Source organism: Methanosarcina thermophila TM-1, from assembly GCF_000969885.1.
Taxonomy (GTDB): domain Archaea; phylum Halobacteriota; class Methanosarcinia; order Methanosarcinales; family Methanosarcinaceae; genus Methanosarcina; species Methanosarcina thermophila.
In genome coordinates this window covers 1,351,928-1,368,130 of sequence record NZ_CP009501.1, presented here as the reverse complement: position 1 = coordinate 1,368,130, position 16,203 = coordinate 1,351,928, and the positions used below count along the sequence as shown (strand labels likewise).

Annotated in this window: 15 protein-coding genes; 7 read left to right on the top strand and 8 right to left on the bottom strand. The window is 42.8% G+C overall.

Annotation, left to right across the window (positions count from 1 at the left end; genetic code table 11):
- Positions 1–9 precede the first annotated feature (9 nt).
- The 5 genes from MSTHT_RS05825 (at position 10) to MSTHT_RS05805 (ending at position 4,731) form a co-directional block, all read left to right on the top strand.
- Positions 10–1,245, top strand: coding sequence for a cation diffusion facilitator family transporter (locus MSTHT_RS05825; RefSeq protein ID WP_048166969.1), 1,236 nt, complete (start codon positions 10–12; stop codon positions 1,243–1,245).
- Positions 1,246–1,259: 14 nt separating this feature from the next.
- Positions 1,260–2,117, top strand: a complete 858-nt coding sequence (locus MSTHT_RS05820; protein WP_048166968.1) for an ATP-binding protein — start codon at positions 1,260–1,262, stop codon at positions 2,115–2,117.
- Positions 2,114–3,082, top strand: coding sequence for a nucleotide-binding protein (locus MSTHT_RS05815; protein WP_048166967.1), 969 nt, complete (start codon positions 2,114–2,116; stop codon positions 3,080–3,082). Before MSTHT_RS05820 ends, MSTHT_RS05815 begins: the two co-directional genes overlap by 4 nt.
- A gap of 453 nt (positions 3,083–3,535) precedes the next feature.
- Entirely contained in the window at positions 3,536–4,174 is a 639-nt protein-coding gene (locus tag MSTHT_RS05810; RefSeq protein ID WP_231588214.1) for a hypothetical protein, read from the top strand.
- A 161-nt stretch (positions 4,175–4,335) separates the two neighbouring features.
- Positions 4,336–4,731, top strand: coding sequence for a secondary thiamine-phosphate synthase enzyme YjbQ (locus MSTHT_RS05805; protein WP_048166966.1), 396 nt, complete (start codon positions 4,336–4,338; stop codon positions 4,729–4,731).
- Positions 4,732–4,773: 42 nt separating this feature from the next.
- On the opposite strand, the gene purF is transcribed toward MSTHT_RS05805, so the two are convergent.
- From purF to MSTHT_RS05795, 3 genes are all read right to left on the bottom strand, one after another.
- Positions 4,774–6,225: an amidophosphoribosyltransferase gene (gene purF / locus MSTHT_RS05800; protein WP_048166965.1), complete on the bottom strand. Its 1,452-nt coding sequence runs from the start codon at positions 6,223–6,225 to the stop codon at positions 4,774–4,776.
- 50 nt (positions 6,226–6,275) lie between these two features.
- On the bottom strand, positions 6,276–6,446 hold the full coding sequence (locus MSTHT_RS14025) for a 50S ribosomal protein L37e (protein WP_082086781.1): 171 nt from the start codon (positions 6,444–6,446) through the stop codon (positions 6,276–6,278).
- 190 nt (positions 6,447–6,636) lie between these two features.
- Positions 6,637–6,855: an LSm family protein gene (locus MSTHT_RS05795; RefSeq protein ID WP_011032293.1), complete on the bottom strand. Its 219-nt coding sequence runs from the start codon at positions 6,853–6,855 to the stop codon at positions 6,637–6,639.
- Positions 6,856–7,289: 434 nt separating this feature from the next.
- Here MSTHT_RS05795 and thiD point away from each other — a divergent pair, with 434 nt between their 5' ends.
- Together thiD and MSTHT_RS05780 are read left to right on the top strand one after the other, a co-directional pair.
- On the top strand, positions 7,290–8,648 hold the full coding sequence (thiD, locus tag MSTHT_RS05785; protein WP_048166963.1) for a bifunctional hydroxymethylpyrimidine kinase/phosphomethylpyrimidine kinase: 1,359 nt from the start codon (positions 7,290–7,292) through the stop codon (positions 8,646–8,648).
- Between the two features lie 340 nt (positions 8,649–8,988).
- Positions 8,989–10,287 carry a TrpB-like pyridoxal phosphate-dependent enzyme gene (locus tag MSTHT_RS05780; RefSeq protein WP_048166962.1) on the top strand — a complete coding sequence of 433 codons (1,299 nt, stop codon included), beginning with the start codon at positions 8,989–8,991 and terminating at the stop codon, positions 10,285–10,287.
- Between the two features lie 26 nt (positions 10,288–10,313).
- Here the strand turns inward: MSTHT_RS05780 and MSTHT_RS14470 are convergent, their stop codons facing one another.
- The 5 genes from MSTHT_RS14470 to MSTHT_RS05760 form a co-directional block, all read right to left on the bottom strand.
- Entirely contained in the window at positions 10,314–10,451 is a 138-nt protein-coding gene (locus MSTHT_RS14470) for a hypothetical protein (protein WP_156149726.1), read from the bottom strand.
- A 59-nt stretch (positions 10,452–10,510) separates the two neighbouring features.
- Complete coding sequence (locus MSTHT_RS05775) at positions 10,511–10,918, bottom strand: DUF1699 family protein (protein WP_048166961.1); 408 nt, start codon at positions 10,916–10,918, stop codon at positions 10,511–10,513.
- Positions 10,919–11,637: 719 nt separating this feature from the next.
- On the bottom strand, positions 11,638–12,045 hold the full coding sequence (locus MSTHT_RS05770) for a DUF1699 family protein (RefSeq protein WP_048166960.1): 408 nt from the start codon (positions 12,043–12,045) through the stop codon (positions 11,638–11,640).
- A gap of 103 nt (positions 12,046–12,148) precedes the next feature.
- Entirely contained in the window at positions 12,149–13,450 is a 1,302-nt protein-coding gene (gene hisD / locus MSTHT_RS05765) for a histidinol dehydrogenase (protein ID WP_048166959.1), read from the bottom strand.
- Between the two features lie 365 nt (positions 13,451–13,815).
- Positions 13,816–16,005, bottom strand: a complete 2,190-nt coding sequence (locus tag MSTHT_RS05760; RefSeq protein WP_048166958.1) for an ATP-dependent DNA helicase — start codon at positions 16,003–16,005, stop codon at positions 13,816–13,818.
- Positions 16,006–16,203: the final 198 nt, after the last annotated feature.

Here is a 16,203-nt window from a genome sequence, read left to right as displayed (position 1 = left end):
GGTCTTCAAATGAATTCACAGGATAACTTAAAACTCGGGGTAAAAGCCTCAAGAAACTCGACTCTAGCGCTTGCACTCCTCGCTTTTCTTAAAGGGGCTGTAGGTATTTATTCCGGAAGCATGGTTTTGCTTGCGGACGCAGTCCATACGGGACTGGATATTTTCGCTTCGCTGGCAGTCTTGATTGGACTCAAAATAAGCCTTAAAAGCAGCGGGAAGCATTTCCCTTACGGTTATTATAAAGCAGAAAATATTGTAGCTCTCTTTGTTTCTCTGTTGATCCTGTTTTCCGGTTTTGAGTTGCTAAAAGAGGGCTTTACAGGCGTGAGTACTGCTTCCAAACTTGAGTTCCAGGGGCTTGCTCTTGCAACAGCTGTTTTTTCCGTGCTTGTAATCTATGGGCTTTCAGTATATAAACGAAATGTAGGGACCAAGATTAATTCCCAGGCTCTGATAACTGATGCAAGACACTCTTATACGGATGTCTTTTCATCGATGGTTGTGGTTGTGGCAGTTCTTGGCTCCATACTGGGGTTCTCGGAACTTAACAACCTGGGCGTTATTTTAATTTCTCTTTTGATCTTCAAAATGGGGATCGAAAGTGCAAGGGATGCAGTGCTCACGTTGATGGATGCCTGGCTTGATGAAGAGAAAAGTGAGAGGATTAAAAAAAATATATACAATATCCCTGGCTTGATAGAGCTCGAAGACCTGAAACTCCGAAAATCCGGGCTTGTGGTTTTCGGGGAAGCCACTGTCGAAATAGAGGGCGAGACCGACCTGAAAAGGGTGGAATTGCTATCAGAAGATATTAAAACGGCTGTTAAAAAAGAAGTGGAAAACCTGGAGCATATTGTTGTCAATTTAAAGCCCGTACGCAGGAAGAACTTAAAGCTAGCCCTTCCAGTTCTTGATAGGAACGGTTTTCAAGCAGAGCTTTCGGAACATATCGGAAAATCCCCTTATTTTCTCTTTGTAGAGCTTGAAGAAGGTAGGGTAGGAGATTGGCAAATCCTTGAAAACCTGTTTTCCAATTCCGAGAAGAAAAGAGGTGTGAAAGCTGTAGACTTAGTTATCAGGGAAAAGGCAAACGCCATTGCGGTAAAAACAGTTGCAAAAGTCCCCTTCTATATGCTCCGGGATAATTTTATAAAAATACTGAGAATCCCTGAAGGGGCAGCCACTGTAAGAGATGTCCTTGACAGATTCCAGGATCTTGAAGAAATCACAGCTCCTATGGAATAACACGGAGATCGAATATGAAAATTGTAATTGCAAGCGGAAAAGGAGGAACAGGAAAGACCACGGTTTCCTTAAATCTTGCCCTCGCTCTTTCAGATGTACAGCTTTTTGACTGTGATGTTGAAGAGCCTAACTGTAATCTTTTCCTTGGCTTTGAGCTTGAGAAAGTGGAAGATGTCGTCTGCTCGGTGCCTGTAATCAATCAGGAAAGATGTAGCATCTGCTGGCAGTGTTCGGACTTTTGCCGTTATAACGCCCTTGCTGCACTACCTGACAGAGTTCTGTTTTTCCCTTCCCTCTGCCACGGATGTGGGGGATGTACTATCCTCTGTCCGGAAAAAGCAATCCAGGAATCCCAGAGATCACTTGGGGTGATCGAAAAGGCAAAAGGAGAGAGTTCTCCGGAGTTTTACAGGGGGCTTTTGAATATCGGGGAAACAATGACATCGGCTGTCATCAAAGCACTCAAGAAACATATTGATGACCGGAAGATTGCAATTCTTGATGCGCCGCCTGGAACTGCCTGTCCAGTAGTCACCTCTATTGAAGGCATGAATTACTGTGTGCTTGTGACGGAATCAACCCCATTCGGTTTCTATGACCTCAGGCTTGCAGTAGATGTTGTAAGAGCAATTAAAGTTCCCTTTGGAGTTATCATTAACCGCTATGGATTAGGAGACTCAAGGGTTGAGGAATACTGCAAAGCCGAAGGAATTCCTGTTCTCCTCAAGATCCCAAATGATCGAAAGATTGCAGAGCTCTATTCTAAAGGCATTCCTTTTGTTCGAGAAATGCCTGAATGGAATGAGAGGTTTCTTAGCGTGTTCGAGGCAATAAAACTCCAGCTTGCAGGTAAGGAGGAAGCAGGAATATGATACAGCTCACTGTGATAAGCGGAAAGGGGGGGACTGGAAAGACAACCCTTACGGCAGCCTTTGCCTCACTTGCAGGAAGTGCCGTTATTGCTGATTGCGATGTGGATGCAGCTGATATGCATCTTATTCTGGAGCCCAGGATTCTTGAAAAAGAAGACTACTGCGGTCTTGAGGTTTCTATGATTAATCCGGAACTCTGTACTAAATGCGGAGTATGCAGAGAATCTTGCAGGTATGGGGCTATAAATAAAGACTTTGGAATCGACCATTACAGATGTGAAGGCTGCGCGGTCTGCAGTATTGTTTGTCCTGAAAGAGCAATTTCCATGGAAAAGAGAATCTCAGGTCAGGCTTTTTATTCCGAAACCTGTCTTGGACCAATGGCTCACGCAAGGCTCGATATAGGGGAAGAGACAAGCGGAAAACTTGTAAGTGTAGTTCGAAGCAACGCAAAGAAACTTGCGGAGAAGTACCATAAGAATTTGATTATTATTGATGGACCTCCCGGAACAGGCTGCTCAGCTATTGCAGCTATTACAGGGACAGACCTAGTTATGGTGATAGTCGAACCAACAGTTTCCGGAATCCATGATATGAAAAGAGTCCTTGAACTTGTTGCACATTTCACGATCCCGGCTTTTGTCTGCATTAATAAATACGATATAAATGAAGAGAATACCCGCCTGATCGAAGAATTCTGTACCAAGACTGGCATTCAAGTGCTTGGCAGGCTTCCATATAATGACATTGCAACAAAGGCTATGCTTCATAAGCAAACCATAATTGAATATACTAAAAATAATGAGTATGCAAATGAGTACGCAAATGTAAGTGAGTTTGCAAACCAGATAAGGAAAATCTGGGCTAAGGTAGAAGAGACACTTGTGGATCTTCAGAGTAAACAGGAGGCGATTACACCCCTTGAAATGAGGAAATATAAACTTTCGGTAAAATCTGAACATTAATTCATTATTCTGAGATCCTGGTGATATTTCCCACGGACATTCGATCAATACGCTGAGCTGGTAAGTAATTCCTGCAAAATCTATTATTCTTCTGGAAAATTTATCAACCAGACATCTGTATTTAACTTTTTTCAGCTGTATGTTATTTCAGCCTTAGATTTTTTATTTTTTGAGATAAAAAGTATCAGATTTGGAGTTTCATATTCTTTTTTCGCAGGTTATCATTTATATAATATCCTTTGTATCTAAACTTTAGATAATAATAACGTGCAATTTGAGTAAAGTAACCTGTGAATCCGGAATAATGGTCTGTGAATTTGCATAAAATGACAGGTCATTTGAATCCGGAATATGACCTGTATTGCAGCTTTGCTAAAAGATTTCTTGCCTGTGTTTCTTTGATGTAAAGCTGCTATTGCATTTGAGGGGGTTTAGACTCTGAAAGATATTGCTGTGGGAACATGTGTACGCCTGTTGTCCAGAATGGATAATGAGGCTCTTAACAGGTTCTGGGGAGAAGTCTCTAGAGGAAATTATCCTATAATCGATTACGAAGGTAATCTTGGTTATTCACTTTTGAGCCAGGATGGTCTGCTGTTCATAAGAAATGATTTTAAGGCTCCGAATTATGAGCAATTTGAGCTGGTCTTCGGGGATCTCTTCCTGCCGGATACGGTTCAGGAACTCCTTTTTAAAGACAGGGCACTGCTTCTTATGGTATACAGGAAAGGTATGCAGAACCTTCTATTATCCCAACTTCGTACGGACATCAAGTTCATGCTTGATCTTCCTCACGGGGAATACTACTTTTTTGCATTTGTCCTGGATATGGAAACAGAATCCCTTTTAGACTCCAGAATCCATGCAATAGGCTTCCCTTCCAGAAAGTATTCGAACAACCCTGAGCTTGAGACTGTTTACCTCAATAATCCTGTAGATACCTGGGAATTCGTTGATCCTTCTCATGTAGACATTAAACGTGGAGGACCTTATTACATCAATTTGATTATGCTAAATATTGAAGAAATCCCGGACTGCTCAATGCTATTTTCCGAACTTTTTCAGGAAGACGAGTCTTGGTCCCCTCTTTAAAATTATTTGAGGACTAATATCTAATATTCATAATTAGTTTGTGACATTTTTATCTTCTTTAAATAACTATTTATCACACACAGGATGAAGAAGCCTGTATATACTACTAAACAAAGGAGAAAAGCCTGAGAATAAAACCTGAGAGCTTTAGAGGGATAACCTTGCAACTCAAAATCAAGACTTCCAAACGTGTTGAGCTTGTAGATATCACTTCAGAAGTTCAGGAAGAAGTAAGAAAAAGCGAAATACCTGAAGGCATCTGCCTTATCAGTACACAGCACACTACCGCAGGCATAATAGTAAACGAAAATGAAACTGGGCTAAAAGAAGATATCCTGGATCTCCTAAATAAGCTGGTGCCTCCTTGCGCAGGATACAAGCACGATCGTATAGATAACAATGCCGATTCCCATCTCAGGGCAGTACTGCTTGGTGCAAGCGAGTCTCTGCCTATTTCAGAAGGAAAGCTTAAGCTGGGCACCTGGCAGAGAATTTTCTTTGCCGAAATGGACGGACCAAGAACCAGAACTGTAAATATTACGCTTCTAAGGGCTTAATGCCTTAAAGAACAAGCAGTAATCAAAAAGAGTAGAAGATTCTTACGAATTGCTTGAAGCTATTCTTGAATCTTCCATATTATTGAAATCATCCAGACGCATTTGCTTCCTTCTGCAATTTTCTCCAGGGATTTCTACTGGGTACTCACCCGTGAGGCAGCCAATGCACATGTCGTTCTTATCGCATTCCAGAGCACGCATGAGCCCGTCAATACTCAGATATCCAAGAGAATCTGCATTAATTAGACTTTCGACCTCTTTTATAGTCTTATATGATGCGATAAGTTCCTGTCTGGTAGCCATATCTATACCCAGGTAGCAGGGAGCAATAATTGCAGGACTTCCTACCCGCGCATGAACTTCTGATGCTCCTGATCTGCGGACCATATCTATAATCCGCCTTGAGGTTGTACCCCGGACAATGCTATCGTCAACCAGAACCACACGTTTGCCTTTAATGTTATCGTGGATAGCGTTCATTTTTAGCCGGACTGCGGTTTCACGCAATTCCTGACCAGGCAGGATAAACGTGCGTCCAATGTAACGGTTTTTCATCAGGCATTCAAGGTATTTGGTACCTGATTCCCTGGCATAGCCGATTGCCGATGTAATCCCAGAGTCCGGAACTGGAGAAACAATATCAGCGTCTACCGGATGTTCTCTGGCAAGTTCGCGCCCAATATTTTCCCGAACTTTATAGACAAGTTTGCCGTCAATCACGGAATCGGGCCTTGCAAAGTAAATAAACTCAAACACGCAATGCGCAGGATGAGGCTCACATCCTATCTGGTGGCTCTCAAAGCCGTCACCAGTAAAGACTATCACCTCGCCTGGATGCACATCTCTGATAAGCGTACCATTGAGAGTATCAATGGCTACACTTTCAGAGAAAACTCCATATCCACCATCGACTTCTCCGAAACAGAGCGGCTTGAATCCGAAAGGATCCCGCACAGCATAGAGAATCCCATTGATATGGATTACCAGGGAATAAGAGCCTACAAGTTTGCGCATGACGTTACGGATTGATTCTACAGGCTTGTGCCTTATCAGCTCCTTTACGAGAAGATGACCAATAACCTCAGTATCGGAATCGCTGATAAAGATACGACCTTCGCACTCCAGCTCGTCCTTGAGGGCTTTGGCATTAACCAGATTCCCATTATGGGATATTGCAACTGTTCCGCCTTTGAAGTTCAGAATAAAGGGCTGACAGTTTTCGATTTTTGATCCTCCGGATGTTGAGTAGCGGACGTGCCCTACTCCTACGTTCCCGATTAAACGTCCCAAAGATTCTTTGCTATACACATCAGGAACAAGACCCATGCCTTTGATGGAATGAGGGGCTGTACCGTCATATACCATTATTCCGGTGGATTCCTGTCCTCTATGCTGGAGAGCATACAGGGCGTAATACAATTTGAATGCAACGGTATTGGATAGAGACCTGTCTTCTGGTAGAATTAAGCCTGCAACACCGCATTCTTCTTTCAATTTTGACCTCCGGTGCAGGTAAAAAATAGGTAAAGTGGAACAGACAGGTTTCAATACTTACACTTTGCCTGCCACTTGTAAGATCTCATGCGAGATGTTTTTCCAAAGCCGCATGAAGTACACTGTTTTGTATGCACGTTTAAAGAAACACTGCCGCAGCGTCTGCATTTGACGTGCGTGCGTTTCTGCCTTTTTCCCATTGATGCTGTACCTTTACTCATTTATAAATCTCCTGCTAAAAAATCAATTATTAGAGAAATATTCTATAATCTAAACAGTATTCTATAATCTAAAATATTCTATAATCTCAAGCGGTTCTGTTTTTCTGGATTTACTTCCTGCGGCCAGCTACAATATAGCCCTGTTGCTCACCGAGGTTTGAACGATAATAGGTGAAGTGCTTGATATAGATTACGGAGATACGTATACCACGTTGTCACCGCGAATAACGACACTGCTGAACTTGCTTACAACTTCTCCTTCTCTAAGCTCTTCAGCATTGTCAAGCACAAGGTTCATGTGAATATCGTATCCTTTCAGCTCGCCTCTAAACTCGCGTGCGCCTTTCAATCTAACGATTACAGGTGTATCCAGTGCGTTGTTCAAAATATCCAGAGGTCGGTTTGCCATCCTTACAATCCCCTTAAAACATTATAAATTAAGTCATTATCCATATCAGTATAAATAGTTAATTCCGATTTTAAACTGGTCGTTACGCTTAAATTTGATTATTTGCATCAAAGTCGCAAATACAATATATAAATGTATCGAAGCAATATATCATTTTTTAAGTTTTCATATAAAAAAACACCCTTATCTGAGTGAGGCATTCTTCAAAAATACTCTCACTGAGAGATTCTCCTCAAAAATATCATGATATGAGAAGATATTCTCATAAAGAATACCTTCAGGGAGAAATGAATGGCTGTTCAAGTATACTGAGAAGATTTTTACAACAATTCCATCAAAACCTGACAAAATTTTCTTTGAGTGCACAATGTTAAATTGATTAACCTCATTGCCAGAGAAAAGCTTGGGAATATGAGAATAAAAGTGAGAAATACATGACAGAAAAACCCTCTAAAATAAGAACTCCCATTGTTATGACTATTGCAGGCTCGGACTCCGGAGGAGGAGCCGGGATTGCTGCGGATTTGAAAACCTTTGCCGCCCTTGGAGTGCACGGAACCTGCGCCATCACGTCGGTTACTGCCCAGAATACTACAGGCGTCCTAGAAACATTTGATCTCGCTCCTGAAACCATAGCCAGCCAGATAGAGGCTGTCTGTTCCGATATGGAAGTCAAATGGGCAAAAACTGGCATGCTTTCCTCATCGGAAATCATAAGAGAGGTTGCAAAAGAAGTAAGGAAACAGAAACTTTTCCTTGTGCTGGATCCTGTTATGGCTGCGGAAGCAGGAGGCGACTTGCTGCGAAAAGAAGCTCTCTCTGTCCTTATTGAGGATCTGCTGCCCACCTGCAAGGTTACAACACCCAATGCGTCAGAAGCAGGCGCACTTGCCGGCATGGAAGTCAAAACCCCTGAAGATGCAAAGATCGCAGCCAGAAAAATCGCGGACCTGGGTGCCGAAGCTGTCATTATCACTGGAGGGCACCTGGATGCCACGGACTTGATTTATGAGGCTGCCTCTGAGACTTTTACTCTCGTTCCGGGCACTTTCGTTAAAGGGGGAACACACGGTTCAGGATGCACCTATTCTGCCTCATTGACAGCCTTTTTAGCCTCAGGAGAGAGTCTTGAAGGAGCTGCAAGGAAAGCAAAGAAGTTTGTTGAGCAGGCAATCCTTAGGAGCCTTCCTGCAGGAAAGGGAGTCCACCCTGTAAACCAGCTTGGTGCGATCCTTGAAGAAAAAGAGCGCTATTTGGTTTTAAGGGAGCTAAAAGAAGCTGTTTTAATCCTTGAAAGCAATCCTAATTTTCCAGATCTTATTCCTGAGGTAGGCTGTAATATAGGAATGGCTATTCCAGAAGCTGACAGTTACGAGGATGTTGCAGCAGTTGAAGGTCGAATCGTGAGATGTCGCGGGCGGGCAGTTGCGGTAGGCTGTGTGGATTTCGGAGCCAGCAGACATGTAGCAAGAATTATCCTTGCTTCCCTTCGCTATAATTCTCAAATAAGGGCAGCAATCAATATAAAATATTCAGAAGAAGCCCTTGAAGCCTGCAGAGAAATGAAGCTTGGAATTTCCTCATTTGACAGGGCTGAAGAACCGAAAAACACCCGAACTATGGACTGGGGCACAGCTGAAGCAATCAAAAAATATGGCGGTGTGCCGAAAGTCATCTATGATAAAGGCGGCCCAGGAAAAGAACCAATGATACGCCTGCTCGGTACAGGTGCAACTGAAGTGGCAGAACTTGCTGTGAAGCTTGCTGAAAGGATACGGCAAAAATCCCGTTAAAACCGGGTACATCCCGCTAAAACCGGGTACTTCATGTATCTGTACGATCGTTCCAGAATCCAATAGGACTCCCGGAATTGAGTGGAGTTTCTTAAAGTCAGGCTCTGGTTCTGTCCATTTTTTTTCCAATTTCTGTTTTTAGTCGCTTTATTTTTCCCCAGTTTCTCCACTGAACTGTTTTTCTTTTTGCTTCATGGATTTGAGAGACAGTTCCCCTCCGGACTTTCTGATTTTTCACTAAAGTACATAGATGGAATATGGATACCTCAAATGTAAATTAAGTAACACTTAAATACATCAAAGCACAATTTTGTGCATAAAAGAATGAGGGAGTAAACCTATGGAACAGACCAAGATAACCCTTGACGAGAATGAGATGCCCAGACAATGGTATAATGTCCTTTCAGATTTATCTTCTCCTATTGAGCCACCTCTTGATCCCAGAACCTGGGAGCCTGTAAGTCCAGAAGCTCTTGAGCTGATCTTTGCAAAAGCCCTTATCAAGCAGGAAATGAGCGATGAAAGGTTTATCGACATCCCTAAGGAGGTTCACGAGATCTACAAACTCTGGAGACCCAGCCCTCTTTACAGGGCTCACAGGCTGGAAAAAGCTCTAAAAACTCCTGCAAAAATATACTATAAATATGAAGGGGTGAGTCCTGCCGGCAGCCACAAAACAAATACCTCAATTGCCCAGGCCTACTATAACATGAAAGAAGGAACTGAGAGAATGACAACCGAGACCGGGGCAGGGCAGTGGGGAAGTGCATTAGCTCTTGCCTGCAATTACTTTGAGCTCGAGTGCAAAGTGTATATGGTCCGTTCCAGCTATTACCAGAAGCCCTATAGGAAATCCATGATGACAGTGTGGGGAGGTAATGTTGTGCCCTCACCCAGCCCGGATACGGAATTTGGGAGAAAAATTCTTGAAGAGCAGCCAGATACCCCGGGGAGCCTGGGAATCGCGATCAGTGAAGCCGTAGAAGACGCAATCGCGCACGATAACACCAAATACTCTCTTGGAAGCGTGCTTAACCATGTTATACTTCACCAGACAATAATCGGGTCTGAATGCAAAAAGCAGCTTGAGAAAGTTGAGACCTATCCTGATATAGTCATAGGCTGCTGCGGAGGAGGAAGTAACCTTGCTGGAATTTCCCTTGAATTTATTAAAGACAGGCTTGAAGGAAAGGGCAATGCAAGAGTAATCGCAGTCGAACCTTCGGCATGTCCTACCCTGACCAAAGGTGAGTACAGGTACGACTACGGAGACACAGCAGAGATGACTCCGCTTCTGAAAATGTATACCCTGGGACACAAGCATGTGCCTCCTGCCATCCATGCAGGCGGTCTACGCTATCATGGGGACTCCCCAATCATAAGTAAACTCTACGCTGAAAGGCTTATTGAAGCCGTTTCATACGATCAGTACCCAGTATTTGATGCCGGTGTGCAGTTCGCACGGACTGAAGGCATAGTCCCTGCCCCGGAGTCCTCTCATGCTATCCGATGTGCAATCGATGAAGCCCTCAAATGCAGAAAAACCGGGGAAGAAAAAACAATCCTCTTCAACCTCAGCGGGCACGGACATTTCGACATGACATCCTATGATAAATACTTCAACAAAGAACTCTCCTGAACCCTGAAAAAAGAGTAAAAATCAATTCAGAATTTTGGGGATGCCTTTAAAGCATCCTCAAATTTCGAAGTCAGGACTATCCTCCTGAGGCGCAATTCGGGCTGTCCTTCCGAGACGGGATTAGGGCGAAACGGGATTCTGGCGAGAAGGAATTCGTGTTGCATAGTCTTAGATCACAATTCGGACGCCCTCTAAGAGAGGACTCGGGCAGTTCTACTCTAATTTATTCTAAATCCTTCCTGCTCATTATGTAAGAAACCATTTTAGGATCAAGCTTGCTCTCCTGTGCTATCTTCTCGACAATCCTTTCAGCGGGAGTGCCTTGAGCCTTCATGCTTCTTATTTTTGAAATTACGGAAGAAGGAATAATAAAGTACTCGTTAATATCTTTCCTGTGCCCCCATACATCCCCTTCAAGGAGTTCAACTTTTTGTATTTCCAAAAACATCTCTATAGCTCTCGAGACTGTCCTTCTATATGATTTTGGAAGCTGGATCACCTCCAGTTTTGGACAGGTTTCGACAAGCAGAAAAACATCTTTATTTGATGGCCTGAATGCAAGGTGAACAACTTTCTCATTAGGATTCAGTGATAGAATTTCATTTCTTGTACTAACAACTCTTATTTTCATAAGATCCCCCGACCCAAAAATTAATTAAACAATTAATAAAGTAAGTTACACGACTTTATTTAAATAATTTACTAGTATACCTGCCAGTTTTATCCCCTGTAATTTTAGATACCTGAAAAAAAGGTAAAAAAAAGGCATATGAAATAGCAGAAATAAAATAACCAAGAAAAAACTGGAATAATACTTTTTAAAAATTTTTAAATTAATTAGATTTTTCTTAATAAATATAAAAAGAAAGTTTTGCAGGAAATTTTATAGTGTATGCTCGGGTAAAAGTGTGTTGATCGAGTAGAAGTGAGTTGTGGGTAGATGTTTGCTGATCGGGTAGAAGTATATTGATCGAGTAGAAGTGTGTTCAGAGAAAAAATAGATAGAAGTATACTGCGAGAAAGAATAGAATGACCTGAAGAATAAAAAGATACGAGAAATATAAAATAGAAATGTAAAACCCAAGAAGCTTAAGAAAAGTATACATTAGATGGAAGTTCCAGGATGGAGTTCCATCCTGAAAATAAGGATTTGTATTTTAGGGAAAAGCTTTTGGAAAACTTCCAGGATTCCTTTAAAGATACTATTTCGATTTTCCCTGTTTGAAGAGATATCCATTTATTCTGTTCTATTTGTCTGTTTATCCCTGTTCGCCGTCATTCCCCGTAGACATCGCCTGAAATAAGGCTTATACTCAGGTATGTCCGGGAGATGCCTGAAGAATTGACTGATTAATCCACAACTTTCTTGCTCAGGATATAAAGAATCATGTCTGAGTTCAGTTTGCTTTCCCTTGAGAGCTTTTCGGCAATAGCCTCATTGGAGAAGCGTTCGGCTTTTAATTCCTGAATTCTCTCCAGAACATTCTGAGAGACATTATAATATTCATTTATGTCTTTTCTGTGCCCCCAAACATCTCCTTCCAGAAGATTTATCTTTTGCATCTCCAGGAACATCTCAATTGACTTGGAAACAGTCCTTCTGTAGGATTTAGGAAGCTGTATCGCTTCAATTTTTGGACATGTCTCTGCAAGCATAAATACATCTTTGTTAGATGGTCTAAAAGCAAGATGGATAACCTTCTCGTTCGGATTTAGGGTAGGAATTTCCTCCCGTGAACTAACTACTCTGATTTTCATATGCATCCCCCACTCTTTATTTGAGAATTAATTTTTCATTTATTTAAAAGTCAAATTTTGTTTACGCATTTACATTTTATATACATATCGATTAGCAGAAATATTATTTACAAGGTTTGTACCCAAAGCGAGTTCTAATAGCATCAGCATGTGCCTGTAGACCCTCTTCCTCGGCTAATGCGATTATAGTTTCTTTCAGACTTTCAAGCCCACTCTTGCTGATCTTCTGAATACTCGAGTACTTAATGAAGTGATTAATATTCAGACCTGAGTAAAGTTTTGCGTATCCAGAGGTGGGGAGCACGTGATTTGTCCCTGAGGCATAATCCCCTACAGGAACCGGAGCATAGTTTCCTATAAAAATTGATCCTGCATTTTTAATTTTGTCAAGCACGAAATCCGGCTCCGAAACCATAATCTCAAGGTGTTCGGGAGCAAACCTATTGCTGAAGTCAATACATTGTTCCAGGGAATCAGCCGTGAGAATTGCAGCATTTTCAAGAGAAGCCTTTACAATACTGCTTCTTGCAGCCTGTTCAGCCTGAGCAAGCACTTCTCTTTTTACACCTTCTGCCAGAGTATCCGAACATGTGATAAGTATCGAGACCGCACTTGGATCATGTTCAGCCTGAGCTATAATATCCGATGCGACCATAACGGCATCTGCCGACTCGTCTGCAATAATGAGAACCTCGCTTGGACCTGCCGGGAAGTCGATCTCTGCAACACCCCTTATCTGCATTTTGGCAGATGTGACAAAAACATTTCCAGGTCCTACAATTTTATCCACCTTCGGAACCGTTTCAGTCCCATAAGCCATTGCCCCAATAGCCTGTACGCCGCCGAGTTTGAAAACTTTATCTGCTCCTGCAATCTTTGCAGCAGTAAGCGTAAGCGGGTGTATTGAGCCATCCTGTCTAGGTGGCGTACAAACTATGACCTGTTCAACGCCTGCAACCCTGGCAGGGATTACAGTCATAAGGACGGTTGAAGGATAGGAGGCTCGCCCTCCAGGAGCATACGCACCCACACTTTCCAGCGGCGTTGCCTTTTGACCCAGCACAATACCTGGTTTTAGCTCCATAAACCAGGTAGTCTCCGGAAGCTGAGCCTCATGGAAAGCCCTTATATTTTCGGCTGCGGACTTAAGGTGATTCAGGAGTTCGGGACTTATGCTGGAAAGAGCCTTTTCAAATTCTTCTTCGCTCACCTCAAAGTTTTCAAGCTCGACCTTGTCGAATTTAGCCGTATATTCCCTGAGCGCGGCATCTCCTTTAGTGCGCACATCCAGAAGCACGGCTGAAACCATTTTCTCTACATCCTCAAGCCCGGACCCCCGGGAGAGCAATTTCTGCATTTCAGTTTTCGAAACATCAGACAATTTTTTTAATAACATCATGACCATCTCTGAAAGAATATGACAGATTGATAAGCCTGGAATCTGGGAATTTTATATAGACTGGCAAGTTTGATATAAATCAATAATAGGTTAATCTGAGAATCAGATAATCAGTTAATCTGAGAATCAGATAATCAATTAATCTGAGAATAGATAATAGATAATCTGATCCTCAGACAACCAGAGAGCCGGTTAACCTGATAATTGAATAACTGGTTAATGGGATAAATTGTTAACTTGATACTCCAATCCCATTAAATCCCTGCTCTCATTTAATATTTTATCCCTTACATCCCTTACTGAGTCCATCAGTAGAAAAAATTATAATAGACGTGAAATGGCAGAAGATAAAAAGAATGGAACAGATAGAATCAATAATCGTTGATCGTTTTTTGTCCCGAAGAAGGACTTTTCTCAGGAAGTGTGGGCTCAGCAATTTCGGGGAGCACCTCTCTTCTGCCGATCTGCTTAAAAATCCTGTCTGCAATTTTCGGTCCTAAAAGTGCAGCCACTTTCACAGGGTCAGCCCCAGCAAGCTCTGCTGAAGACCTGAAACCTGACTCGTAAAGTTTCCTTGCCCTCATGCGTCCTATGCCTCTTATATCAAGCAGATCCATAAGTTCGGGAGATGCTCCATAGTGGATTCTTTTCTCCAGTTCTGCAGCCTCTTTTGCCCCTTTGAGCTCAAGGAGCCTTGCAAGCTGGGCAGTGACATGCATTAACCATTCTGCAATATCTGCAATTGCATGGATGTCTCCTTCCCCTATGCCAAACTTTAAACAGATTTCATTTTCGGATTTTTCATGTATCCAGTCAACCAGAAGAAGGGAAGTCTTGACTTCTCCCAGGAACCACTCATATTCTGTATAATTAAAGGGGCTGGGCACTCTTACGAACTCATCTGCATGAGCAATTACATAATCATTGATGTCCTGATAGTCTTGGTTCCGCATATAAAGCAGGCGCATATCAGGCGTGCTGCACACTAGATGAAGCAGGGTAAGCTCGGTAAGGATCTTTGCTTCTTTAAGCCCCTTTACAATTCGGGCAGCTGAGAGAGGGTCAATATAGAGCTTTGAGACAAGTTTCCCGAAACTTGTAGAAATAAGGGTGTCGGTTTTCTCAAGCATCTCTTCCTGGCGCAAAAAGTTCAGGCATTCATCCACAACCGTAGAAAGCCCGAAATTCGAGTACTGGAAAGCGAAAAAGGTCGCCTCCAGAAATTCCATGAGCTCTTCTTTTGTCCGCGCAAAACCATTGGAAATTGTGGAGAGTACATGTGTCCTAAGGGCATTTTCGGTCCCCAACTTGGACCAGATATCTTCGGCATCGGCTTCGATATAGTTCCTAAAGAGGAAAACAAATTCCTCATATGATTTTGCAACAAGCACGGCTTCTCCATAGGGGTCAAGCCTCGGCCTGCCTGCCCTGCCTGCCATCTGTTTGTACTCAATTACAGGAATAGGCTGCATTCCGTCTTCAGAAGAATAGCGTCGGTAACTCCGGATAACTACACGCCGTGCAGGCAGGTTGAGCCCAGCTGCTAGAGTAGGAGTACTTGAAATCAGTTTTATCTTTCCAGCCCTGAAGCCATCCTCAACAAGTTCCCTTAAAGGAGTGGTAAGCCCCGCATGGTGAAAAGCCGTGCCTGAGCGGATACAGGCTGCAAGAGCTGCCGAGGTATCGGTTTCACTGTTTTCCAGAACTTCGTCTGCAATTTCTGCTAGAGCTTCCTTGTCTTCTGCAGAGAGGATTTTTTTAACAGCTGAAGACGCCTTTTTTGCGAAAGCCATGCAGTTTTTTCTGCTGTTTTCGAAAACGAGACACTGCCCATCTTCTCTGAGAGTATCCAGCACAAGATTAACGGCTTCGTCTTTTGTAGACTGTTCAATAGACTTTTCCCTATCTTTGCAATAAAAAGTCCCGTTAAAGAATACCCCTTCCCGAAGTTCGGTAGGTCTCCATTCGCTTAATACAAGCCCGGCTTCCAGCCAGGCTGCAAGTTCGTCAGCATTTCCGATAGTTGCAGATAGCGCTAGGATTTGACAGGAAGGGTTCATTTTCCGAAGTTTTGCAAGGGTGATCTCAAGCGTGGGACCCCTATCCGGAGAATCGATGAGATGTACTTCATCGGCTACGACCACGGAAATTTCTTGCATCCAGACAGTCTCATTCCTGAGCAATGAATCGGTTTTCTCAGAGGTCGCAACTATAATGTCATTTACCCCGAGCCCTTCATCCCGCAGGTCATAGTCCCCTGTAGAGATCCCTACTCTGATTCCAAGTTTCGAAAATTCCCGAAACCTTTTGAATTTCTCGGAAGCCAGAGCTCTAAGAGGCACAATGTAGAGAGCCTTTCCTCCATTAAGAATGGATTTCAACATTGCAAGCTCTGCAAGGAGAGTCTTCCCTGAAGCTGTAGGGATCGCAGCAAGCAGGTTTCTTCCTTCAAGCAGCCCTTTTTCCACAGCTTCAGCCTGAGGGGGATAAAGTTCGAGAATCCCAGAGTCAAGATAAAACTGTTTTACTTCATCGGGCAGATCGAGACTTTCTATCTTCATTGAAAATCAGAAACTCACACATTGGATAAATAACTATTTTGAAACTTCACAGCAGTGTCAAAAAATTTTTTATTCACAGAGCTTCCCAAAAACTTATTCAAAAGCTCTGCAAAAATCCGGGTTCCCGGTTAATGGAACCCAATTCTAAGATTTTCCGAACTGATTCTTAATCTATTATATCTCTAATTGAATCAACGG

What these genes read in the sequence shown, in the direction of transcription:
- MSTHT_RS05825 (WP_048166969.1), top strand. Translation starts at nt 10, where the DNA reads ATGAATTCACAGGATAACTTAAAACTCGGGGTAAAAGCCTCAAGAAAC.
- MSTHT_RS05820 (WP_048166968.1), top strand. Translation starts at nt 1,260, where the DNA reads ATGAAAATTGTAATTGCAAGCGGAAAAGGAGGAACAGGAAAGACCACG.
- MSTHT_RS05815 (WP_048166967.1), top strand. Translation starts at nt 2,114, where the DNA reads ATGATACAGCTCACTGTGATAAGCGGAAAGGGGGGGACTGGAAAGACA.
- MSTHT_RS14025 (WP_082086781.1), bottom strand. Translation starts at nt 6,446, where the DNA reads ATGAGTAAAGGTACAGCATCAATGGGAAAAAGGCAGAAACGCACGCAC.
- MSTHT_RS05795 (WP_011032293.1), bottom strand. Translation starts at nt 6,855, where the DNA reads ATGGCAAACCGACCTCTGGATATTTTGAACAACGCACTGGATACACCT.
- thiD (WP_048166963.1), top strand. Translation starts at nt 7,290, where the DNA reads ATGACAGAAAAACCCTCTAAAATAAGAACTCCCATTGTTATGACTATT.
- MSTHT_RS05780 (WP_048166962.1), top strand. Translation starts at nt 8,989, where the DNA reads ATGGAACAGACCAAGATAACCCTTGACGAGAATGAGATGCCCAGACAA.
- MSTHT_RS14470 (WP_156149726.1), bottom strand. Translation starts at nt 10,451, where the DNA reads ATGCAACACGAATTCCTTCTCGCCAGAATCCCGTTTCGCCCTAATCCC.
- MSTHT_RS05775 (WP_048166961.1), bottom strand. Translation starts at nt 10,918, where the DNA reads ATGAAAATAAGAGTTGTTAGTACAAGAAATGAAATTCTATCACTGAAT.
- MSTHT_RS05770 (WP_048166960.1), bottom strand. Translation starts at nt 12,045, where the DNA reads ATGAAAATCAGAGTAGTTAGTTCACGGGAGGAAATTCCTACCCTAAAT.
- hisD (WP_048166959.1), bottom strand. Translation starts at nt 13,450, where the DNA reads ATGGTCATGATGTTATTAAAAAAATTGTCTGATGTTTCGAAAACTGAA.
- MSTHT_RS05760 (WP_048166958.1), bottom strand. Translation starts at nt 16,005, where the DNA reads ATGAAGATAGAAAGTCTCGATCTGCCCGATGAAGTAAAACAGTTTTAT.